Origin of the sequence: Streptomyces sp. LUP47B, from assembly GCF_001746295.1 — a bacterium.
Lineage (GTDB): Bacteria > Actinomycetota > Actinomycetes > Streptomycetales > Streptomycetaceae > Streptomyces.
This window is the reverse complement of record NZ_MJAH01000025.1, coordinates 17,104-26,501: the sequence shown is the minus strand read 5'-3', so window position 1 is coordinate 26,501 and position 9,398 is coordinate 17,104. Positions and strand designations below refer to the sequence as shown.

Here is a 9,398-nt window from a genome sequence, read left to right as displayed (position 1 = left end):
GGGCTTCACGCGCCGCCGGGAGGTCTGTGGGTGCGTCAGTCGGCGATGCGGCGGGGATGGTCGTGGCCGCATCCCGAGCACTGGAGGCGGCTGAGGTTGCAGTCCGGGTCGTTGGGGGCGGTGACGACCAGGCCGGGGAGGGCGGTGTCGAAGATGGCACCGCATCCGCAGCCGCCTGCGTCGGTGAGGCAGGAGCAGACGGCGAGGTCGCGGGAGGCGGGGAGCGGAATGCCGGCGGCGATGGCCACGAACTCCATGGAGGCCGTGTATGTGCGGGTGTCGGTGGCGTTGTCGGCGTCGGTCATGGCCTTGTCGATGACGGCCTGCGCGGTGGGGCTGAGCTGGGTGTAGTCGGCGGTGGTGGCCTGGGTGCGGGCGTGCGTCATCACGGCCATGGGTGGCTCCGGTGAGGTGAGAAGTCGAGGTCAGCGCCCCGATGGGGTTGCTGGCCTTGCGATACGACTACCGTAACCCATAGCCCATGGCATAGCAATGGTGTGCGTGGGTGGGCATGAGAAAACCCCCGGGCCGCTGATTCCTAACGGCAACGGGGGTGGGGCTTCAGGGCAGAGGAGTCCGGGCGGGGCCGGGCGACCGGCCTACCAGTTGGAGGAGGCTCTCAGCTTCACCGCGGTCCGGTCACGGTGCAGCTCGAGGACCGCCGTCCAGGACACGTAGTCGGTGCGGCCGGCCTTCACCACCGGGACGGTCTCCTCACCCGCGTTGGCCTCGCGGACCCAGCGGGCCACGGTCTCCTTCGACGCCGGGTGACCGGTGCGGGCGAGCAGGGCGGAGGCCTCTTTGTAGCTGACCGGGTCCTCAATCCCCGGCGTGTACGGGAGCGGGCTGTAGTGCGTTGCGGCCATCGTGCGGCCTCCCCTGGACGGCGACCACAGTTCGCAGCTCCGGCGGCCGTAACGGGTGGACCCCCGAAGGGATCCGGATGTGAACGTTGTGTGTGCAGTAGGTCGTGTCAGGTAGACCGCCGAGACGGGGGTCAGGTTGCGTTGCGCCGCCAGATTTCCGTACGCCGGACCTTCTGCCCGGCGAGCCGGGCCGGGGACCAGGTGGAGGCGTTGCCGTCTGGGGTGCGGCAGCGGCGGTTCAGGCACAGCGCCCGGTTACCCCCGTGGTCCCATTCCAAGCCCCAGCAACCGCAGCGGGGGCAGGGGTGCTTGCAGACCTCTTCGGTTTCGCCGAGGCGTATGGCGTGTTCCAGGGCGTGGGTTTCGATGAGGGTGTCGCGGCGGCGGCGTTGCACGTCGTCGGCTTCGGCGGTCTGGTCCAGAAACCAGGTGTACAGGTCGCCGATCTGGCGGGGCAGCGGGGCCGGTTCGGGGGTGACGGCGGTGGCGTGGTCGACGATCTCGCTGACGGTGCGGGCCAGGTAGTCGACCATGCCGACGTTCAGGGGGGTGCCGGGCGTGCTGCTGGTGCTGCGGCGTTCTCGGGGGCCGTGTTCGGGGTTCTCCCGCAGGTCTTCGCTGTTGAGTAGACGGAGGGCGCTTGCTGCGTCGCCTGCGGTGTTTCGGCCCATGCGGGTGTCCCCTTCCCCATGGCCTGCCCGGGGGCGCGTGGGGGCACCGTGGCGGGTGGGGGCGCGCGCCGGGTTGGCCGGAAACTGCGTATTCCGGGTGTCCGGACGCCCCATCCTGGCATGGGTGTGACGGGAGTTGAACGGGCTGTGTTAAATGATCAACGCAACGTGAACACTGTTACGGTTTCGTCATGTTTGTGAAGAACAGATAACCCCAGGCGTATTCGGACAATCAGGTCGCGCCGCTGGTCACACCAGCAGACCGGGCGCGGTCATCATGCCCTCCAGCATCACGTCCAGGTCCTTGTACGCCTCCTCGCCCACCAGTCCCTGCTCGCGCGCACCCCTCAGCATGATGCGCACCGCCTGCAAGGTGATCAGGAAGTCCTCCGCGGTCTCCTGGTCCGTGAGTGACCGGCCGTGTTTGGCGAAAAGGTCCTCGACGGTCGCGGCGAGTTTCTCGTGCGGGGTGAGATCGGATGTGGGCTGCTGCGGCACGCGTAGCGCCTCCCTGCGCTTCTCCCGGCGCGGGGGGCGGGCCGCCGTACGGACGATCGGGGTCACTGTGGCCATCAGGGCATGGTCAGGGCCCGAATGGGTCGGCTCTGCTGCGGACATGGAGGCGTCTCCGCTCCTCCGGCAGATGGGAAGGGTCCTCGTCAGCCCGGACAATGTCGGCGTGCTGGCCGGGCCCCGTATCCCGCTGTCGCCAGCTGCCAGTCCGGCGTGCGGGACTGCCACTGTTGCACCTCCGTGTGTCCGTGGGTAAGGCATGGCTGGGTTTTGGCGGCCTATTCTGGACAGTTTGGCCTGAGGCTGACGGTGTGTTGACATCAGGACACCATGAAGTGACGGGTCCGTGTTTGGGGTGTGGAGGCCGGGTGATGGTCCGGCCTGTCGTCGTGTTTGTTGCCGGGCCGTGGGGTGTGGGCCCGGGGCATGAGGAAAGCCCTCCCCCCGATGAGGGAAGGGCCTTTGAGACCTCGCGGGCACACGCCCGGTCGATAGACCAGGAGTCTAATCCCCGATCTCTTTACGCGGGAAGGGTTCTTTCCCGCCGGGTTGTACGGGCAGGTGGGGGGACTGGCGTCGCGGTGCGGGGCCGGGTGTGGGGGGTGGCTGTTGCGCGTGGGCCGGGATGCGCCGCGGTGGGCTGCGAACCACACGCGGCCTCCCGGCCGTGCGACTACCAGTCCCCAGGGCTGGCAGCGATTTCCACCCAACGCCCGGATATATGCGAGGGGAAGGGGGCCGGGGGAAGATCACTCGTGTGGGTGACGGCAAAACCCCGGCAACCGGGACATTTGAATATCAGTCAAACAGGTTGGGTGACCTGCAAAAACGGTCCCGCACCCCGTGTGAAACGGAATGCGGGACCGTGCGTCCCGTTCGCTACTTCCGGCGGCCCGCTGCGGGCAGTTGGGGCAGGAAGGCGTCCAGGACCGCTCCCAGGAAGTCGGAGCGGGACGGGAAGCCGTACGCCTGGCTGTAGGCGTCGTACGTCACCAGCTCCTGCTCCGAGGGCCTGAACGACTGCTGCCCGGAGTCCTTGAGCCGGCCGCGCACCACACGCCGGTCGACGACCTCGCCGAGCATGCCGTCTTCGTCGTAGTCCTCTTCGTCGACGGCGTTGTTCTGTTGGTACACGTCGGTGAGGAGGGCGACGAACAGGTCCTTGCGCTTGCAGTACAGGAAGGCGCGGCGCACGACCAGGGCGTTGGAGGGCTCCTTCTCCCCCGCCATCTTCTTGGCCAGCTGGTAGTGGGCGAACCGGTCGCGGACGCTGTTGCTGACCATGACGGTGCACTGGGTGGCGCGGACGCCGGCCGGGCCGAGGGCGGGGACCCGGACTTCGACGGGTCCGCCCTGGAGGCCGGGGGGTACGGGGGTGCGGGTGCTGGGCACCGATACCGCCCGGACGTCGACCTCACGCCCGGGCGCGGCGGGCGCCGCCTCTTCGACTCGAGGTGAGGCTGTCGGCTCGGTGTCGGGCGCCCGGGTCGGCGTGGGCACCGTGGCTGCTGGTGCCGGCGCGGACGGCTCGGGGCGGGCCGCCGGTTCTGGATCCGGCTCAGGCTCCTTGGCCGCGGCCACCGGAGTGGTGGGCGCCTCGGTGGCGGCGTCCGGGGCAGCCTGCTCCGCCTCCTTCTCCGGATCCTGGGCCGCGTCATCCACGGCTGGAGCGCCGGACGCGGGAGCGGCGCTGTCGGCGGCCTGGGCGCGGCGGCGCCGGCGTCCCGGGCCGAGGGCAGAGGTAGCGAACGCGGCAAGCGCGTCCTGGTCCGGGAGCTCGCTGTTGACGTGCTTCTTGGTGTCGCTCACGCACCCTCACCCGCTTCTGCCTTCTCGCGGCGGGCCGTCATCTCCTGCAAGACCTCCATCGTGAGCGACTGGTAGTCGCCGGCCAGAGCCTTCATGCTCTTCAGCAACGGAGGTGACAGCTCCTTTGAAGTGCGTAGTTCCTGCGGAACCTTGCCGTGCAGGCGCGCCTCCACGGCGGCAGCTTCGACGTGGCGGATGGTCTGCTCGAAGAGCGGTGCGGTGCCCTTCAGGTCGTCTTCGAGGTGTTCGCGGATCTTCTCCTGGACCTTGGTCGCGGAGGAGTTCGTGGCGAACAGGACGACGCCGAGCAGCTGGAGAATGTCATTGATCTCTTTGGCGCGGGCGAAGCGCTTGGCGACGGCGCGTAGGCCCTTTCTGCTCGAGGGGTCGGACTTGGAGGGGATGAGGACATAGTCGGCGGCGACCAGGGCGGCGAGCTGGAGGACGTCGGAGCCGGGGGCAACGTCGAGGATGATGAGGTCGTAGTCGTCGCGCACGGCATCGAGAGCGGCAGCGTAGATGCCCATCCAGGCGTCTCGGTCGTCGGGATCGCTGTGTCGCTTGCCGGCGCGGCGCTGGCAGTACAGCTCTTCGATGATCTCTTCGAGCTCTTCGCCGCCCGGAACGACGTGCAGGTTGGGGCGCGCCTCGCCGGTCGGGGCAAGCGGCTTGCCCTCGATGATGGCGGAGGCCTGCGCGGTACCCCCGTCGTTCAGGGCGGTGTTGGAGATGCCGAGGTCTTCGCAGTTGTTGCCCTGCTCGTCCAGCTCGATCAGCAGAACCTTGTGACCGAGTTTGGCCAGGGCGACTCCGAAGGCGGAGGACAGGGATGATTTGCCGACGCCGCCCTTGCCGTTGACGACGGCGATGACCTTGGGGTCGTGCTGGCCGGAGTCGATGAGGGTGTAGCGGCGATCGATGGCGCGTTTCACCCCGTCCAGGTTCATCAGGGTGAGCGGGACTTCGATAGTGGCCATGGGGGCGCCTTCCTGCCGGGTGTGGGTGAGGTCTCGGCGCACGAACCTACACGGTGATCATGGCGAGGCTCGGGACACCCCGGCAGTGGCGGGCGAAGAGCTGCTAGAGGGCGAGGGGCATAGCGCGTCTTATGGCGTGACCACTAGCGCGCTATATAGGACGACCGCTAGGGCGACCCCTAGCGTGATTGCTAGCCCTTTACCTAGCTAGGGGTTGAGTGGACGTCAGCGCGCGCTAGTGCGCGGCTCGTCGTCCTCGCTGTCGCTCCCGTTGTCGTCCTGGTCGTCGAGGGTGATGGTGGGGTCGTAGGTGGGCTCGCGGAACAGCTCGGACCGTTCCCAGAGCGGGCGCACGCGCGGGGCCGCGACGGTAGGGGTGGTGGTCTGCATGGTGTTCCTCTCCTAGCCGCGCTCGGACTGCTGCTTGATGCGCAGGCTCCAGCGGACGTACGCGTCCAGCCAGACCCTCTCCATGTCCTCCTGCTCGCGATGCCACTCGGGGCTGTAGGCGAGGCCGGGGATGAGGGCGGTCTCGGGTTCGGTCTGCGGGGGTGGCGGGTCAGCCAGTGCGAGCATGAGTGCGGCTCCGTTCGTGCAGTGTGATCACGTACACGGTGCACCAGATTCCGCCTGGTGTTGCCCCCGCTCAGGCGACGTCGAAGGCTTGGCGGGGTGCGCGTCCGGCACGCTGCTGGCGGGCGTAGGCGCGTGCGCGGGCCAGGGACTCCTCCACACTGCCCGGCGCCGGGCCGGCTTTCCGTGCGGCGTCGTCCTGCGCCCACACGGCGTCACGGTGCTCGGTCTCGGGTTGGCGTCCGGCGCGGAGGGCGTTCTCCTGGCGGGCCATGGCCTCCTGGACGTACGGGTTGACCGGGGGCGGTTCGGGTTTGTGCTCGAGGGCGATGGCGCGGTTGTTCTGGTAGCCGGGGCAGCCGTCTTCCCGGGTCCGCACCGGCGCCTCCGCATCGGCCCAGCCGGGTTCGGCGGCCGCGGTCTGGGTGGTGGTGATGTTCCCGACGGGCAGGACGCGGATGGTGCGGACGACGGGCCGGCCGAGCTTGTCGTTGATCTGTTTGGCGAGCTGGCCGCCGAGGAGGCGGAGTTGGGCGGCGTAGGCGTGGCTGCCGGGGCGGAGGTCGAGGCGGCCGCGTTCGTCGTCGTAGGCGACGGCCTGGACGAGGCCGACGTACTGGGGGCAGAGGGTGGGCCACTGGGCGAGGATGCTGCCGCCGTCGAGGTTGTTGTTCCAGCCTTGTTCGGCGGTGAGCTTGGCGAGGATGCCGGCGAGTCCGGTCGGGTCGGATCGTTCGCCGCGGTGGGCGCGGATGGTGGGGCGGGTCTTCTTCGCCTGCGGGGTGGGGGTGTTCTGGGCGTTGGCGCGGGCGGCGGCCAGCGCCTGGCGGGCGAGGTCGGCCCCGGACGCCTGCGGGGTGTCAGCCATGCTGGTCCTCCAGGATTCGGACGGGGATTCCAGCGCTCTTGGCGCGGTTGATGCAGTCGGTGGTGCCGCGGGAGTTGTTGCGCCGGAAGGCCAAGACCAGATCGATGCCCATGTCGACCATCAGCTGATTACGGTGATGGCCGGCCAGGGGGCAGTACTCGCCGCGCCGAGACGTCTTCCGGTGCGGTGTGGGCGGGCAGTCGGGCGTGCAGGGCCCTGCCCAGTCGGCGGGGACCGCGTGGTGGAACACCCGGTTGTCGATGGCCCACTGCTTAGCGATGGCGTCGGCGCCACTTGGGCAGTCGCCGTGAACGACGGTGAAGTGGACTTCGGGGGAGACGGTCTGCACGGCGTCGTGCCAGGCGTCCAGGAGGGCGTTGGCTACGGCCTGGTGGTCGTCCCACGTACGTGATCCGGTGACCAGCACGTGGACTTCCTGGATGCAGCCGACGACCTTCTTGATGATCGGCGCGGGGAGCGCGGTGTTCAGTTTCTCCGCCATCTTCGGCGCGGCAAGGCGTAGCTGCGTCAGCCAGGCCGTGTTGATGCACTCCACGACCAGGAGACCGCGAGTCTCGTCGAACCAGGCCGGCGTCCACCCGTACGAGCCGTGCGGCTGTCGAAGCAGGGACGCCCATGCGGCGACCAGTTCGGTGTTGAGGGCGGGCTCGGTCATACCCATGCTCCCCGGCGCTCGAGAAGGGCCTGCTTGCTGATGGCGAACTTGCAGATGTCCTCGCCGTACAGGTCGATGGCGTCGTCCTGGTCCTCGGCGAGGTGGTCGGCGACTTCCTCCCACTGCTCCCAGCCGTAGAGGCGGGCGTACTCCCGGTCCTCCGCGGTGTACGCCTGCTTCACCTCCGGCTCGGGTTCGGGGGCACCGAGGAGAGCGGCCAGGGCGGCGCGGGCGGCCTGCTGCTTGCGGTAGGCCGTGGACTCCTCCCACGGAATCGCCGCGGCAAGGGCCTCGCGGGTCTGCTGGTCCTGCTCCTGGCGTTCGGCGGCGGCGTACAGCTCGGCGGCAATCAACCGGTGGGGTCGGGCGGGTTCCCACGTGTATCCGGCCTTGTGGGTGTGGCCGGCGTCGACGACGAAGCGGACGGCCTGGTCCTCGGTCCACTGCTGCTCGGCCATGTCGGCGCACACCCACCGCAGCTGGTCGTGGGTGGCTTTGCGGGTCCAGGGGACGCGGCTGCGGATGGCCCGGGCGAGTTTGTCGCCGAGGTGGATTCCGGCGGCGGTGACGGTGTTGCCGAGGATCGTGGCCCGCTTCTTGCTGCGCTTTGGGGTCTGGGTGGGGGCGGAGTCGTTTCGCGTCCGCGTTGCGGTAGTAGTAAAACCACCCACTAGATCAACCTGACCCACTTCCTTAACTACCGCTAGGGAAGGGGTCTCAAGGCCCTCAGAGCCAGAGTTATCCACAGGCGCGTTACCGGCAGTATCCACAGGGCGGGTAGGGCGCTTCCGGAGGTCCACGATGACCCGCGCGCTGTATCCGGTGCCGACGATCGTGTGGCCCATGGCGTGGTCGAAGACGGGCGGGATCACGCCCGCGTACACGGTCGCGGTGCCCGCGTAGCCCTTGAGACCCATTGCAGCCAGACGGTTCATGCGGGAGCCGTGCTGGACCCAGGCGAGCGCGCCGAGCTCCCGGAGGTAGCTCACGTGCCGGTAGAGGTTGGCGCGGGAGATCCCGGTGCGGGCGACCATGTCGGCCTCGCGGTAGAGGACGTGCCCGGTGTCGTAGTCCATCCGCTGGGCGAGGTCCTCGGCGGCCTTCAAAGTGGTGGCGTTCGCCTTGGGGTGGAGGCCGGCCTCGATGAGCCACCGGACCGCCCGCAGCCAACGTCGCGGGCCCGTCTTGCGGGATGCCGTGTGGTCGATGGACTGGCGCGCGGTGCCGTGTACGAGGGGGGTGGTGAGGCACTGGGTGCCGCCTGATTGGGGGGAGATTGCTCGCTTTTCGGGCGCGTGAGAAGCGCCAAGCTGACAAGAGGGTGCCGCGTGCTGCACTATGGACCTGCCTTCGTTGACGGGCTTGCGGGAACGCAAAGGCCGTCTCGGTGGTGAAAGTGGTTCGGGGTGAACCTGATGGACGCCCTTTCGAGGGCCTTAGCTCGAAGCGCCAACTTCGGGCCGTTGCACGAAGGCCGCAGACGGTGCGCCAACACCAAGCGGCCAAGCGGTAGAGGATGAAGCCCCCGCCAAGGGGCTCACGGACCTCCCGCTCACACTCGCTACGTCACCTGATCTCCCTTACTGGGTGAGGTCTGTGCATCAACCGGCTCGCCGTGAAGAACGACCAGTTGAAGTTTCGGTGCGGCCTCAGCCGCCTCTGATTCCCGACCCGGCGTAGGCCACAAGGCGGCGGCCATGCCATGCGACGGAGGCTGCCAGGCCTCATGCCGGAAGGGGTCCGCCTGGTGGGCCGCCCACCGGTAGTTCTGCTCCCAGCTCGCCAGCCCGCCCTTCAGCCGGAAGTACCCGGGCAGCAGACCGCCCCGGTTCGGGATGGGCTCAGGAGCTTGCTCCAAAGCGCGATCAGCAGCGCGCCCGAAGTCTTCGTGGCGACGGCAGAACCAGAGGGGCGTGCGCCATCCGGTGACCAGATCCACGGTGAAGGAGTTGTCCCGGGCGGGCTGTCCGCAGACACCGGAGCGCCGGATCATCGGAGCGGCGCAGGTCTGGTCAAGCCATTCCGGTGTGGTCCGGTCGACTTCATAGCGGGGCAAGTCGTCCGCCAGGAGGAGGCTCGCCACGGACTGGGTGTGGCGGCCGTACTTCTTGGTGCCGAGGATCGCTTCTGCACGGTGCCAGGCGCCCGCGCTGAACCTGTTCGGGTCGCGGCAGATCAGCCAGGCCAGCAACAGCGCGATCTCGCGGGTCGGCCTGCCCATCCGGGGGTCCCGGTAGATGCGCTCGACGGTCGCGTCGTAGCCGTCGCTGCCGCCGCCTCCCTTTCCCTTGGTGCGCGGGGGCGGGACGGTGTGTAGGGCGCGCACTGCGCCCCGGGTGGTCACGCGACTGTGGGGGTAGTGGTGACAGGACCCGTCTGCATCGCCGGTGTGATCTTCACGGCGGTGTCTGGGGTTCGACTGTCTGATCGGGGGACGCCCCGGGT

General features: G+C 68.8%; 12 protein-coding genes. All 12 read right to left on the bottom strand.

The window, feature by feature from the left end:
• Positions 1-35 precede the first annotated feature (35 nt).
• A complete protein-coding gene (locus BFN33_RS44850; protein ID WP_069765993.1) occupies positions 36-395 on the bottom strand; it encodes a hypothetical protein in 360 nt (119 codons plus the stop codon).
• A 204-nt stretch (positions 396-599) separates the two neighbouring features.
• Positions 600-866, bottom strand: a complete 267-nt coding sequence (locus BFN33_RS44845; protein ID WP_069765992.1) for an excisionase — start codon at positions 864-866, stop codon at positions 600-602.
• Between the two features lie 131 nt (positions 867-997).
• Positions 998-1,537 carry a hypothetical protein gene (locus BFN33_RS44840; protein ID WP_069765991.1) on the bottom strand — a complete coding sequence of 180 codons (540 nt, stop codon included), beginning with the start codon at positions 1,535-1,537 and terminating at the stop codon, positions 998-1,000.
• Between the two features lie 249 nt (positions 1,538-1,786).
• A complete protein-coding gene (locus BFN33_RS44835; RefSeq protein ID WP_141758068.1) occupies positions 1,787-2,110 on the bottom strand; it encodes a hypothetical protein in 324 nt (107 codons plus the stop codon).
• Between the two features lie 819 nt (positions 2,111-2,929).
• Positions 2,930-3,859 (bottom strand): hypothetical protein, encoded by a 930-nt coding sequence (locus BFN33_RS44830; protein ID WP_069765989.1) that lies wholly within the window; start codon positions 3,857-3,859, stop codon positions 2,930-2,932.
• Entirely contained in the window at positions 3,856-4,836 is a 981-nt protein-coding gene (locus BFN33_RS44825; protein WP_079141353.1) for a ParA family protein, read from the bottom strand. Before BFN33_RS44825 ends, BFN33_RS44830 begins: the two co-directional genes overlap by 4 nt.
• A 225-nt stretch (positions 4,837-5,061) precedes the next feature.
• Positions 5,062-5,226 carry a hypothetical protein gene (locus BFN33_RS53530; RefSeq protein WP_176742632.1) on the bottom strand — a complete coding sequence of 55 codons (165 nt, stop codon included), beginning with the start codon at positions 5,224-5,226 and terminating at the stop codon, positions 5,062-5,064.
• A gap of 12 nt (positions 5,227-5,238) precedes the next feature.
• On the bottom strand, positions 5,239-5,412 hold the full coding sequence (locus BFN33_RS53525; protein ID WP_176742631.1) for a hypothetical protein: 174 nt from the start codon (positions 5,410-5,412) through the stop codon (positions 5,239-5,241).
• Positions 5,413-5,482: 70 nt separating this feature from the next.
• Complete coding sequence (locus BFN33_RS44820; RefSeq protein WP_069765988.1) at positions 5,483-6,277, bottom strand: DciA family protein; 795 nt, start codon at positions 6,275-6,277, stop codon at positions 5,483-5,485.
• Positions 6,270-6,953 carry a DciA family protein gene (locus tag BFN33_RS44815; RefSeq protein WP_218109079.1) on the bottom strand — a complete coding sequence of 228 codons (684 nt, stop codon included), beginning with the start codon at positions 6,951-6,953 and terminating at the stop codon, positions 6,270-6,272. The genes BFN33_RS44820 and BFN33_RS44815 overlap by 8 nt, the downstream gene beginning before the upstream one ends.
• Complete coding sequence (locus tag BFN33_RS52880; protein WP_069765987.1) at positions 6,950-8,059, bottom strand: hypothetical protein; 1,110 nt, start codon at positions 8,057-8,059, stop codon at positions 6,950-6,952. The genes BFN33_RS44815 and BFN33_RS52880 overlap by 4 nt, the downstream gene beginning before the upstream one ends.
• A gap of 455 nt (positions 8,060-8,514) precedes the next feature.
• A complete protein-coding gene (locus BFN33_RS44805; RefSeq protein ID WP_141758067.1) occupies positions 8,515-9,297 on the bottom strand; it encodes a hypothetical protein in 783 nt (260 codons plus the stop codon).
• Positions 9,298-9,398 lie beyond the last annotated feature (101 nt).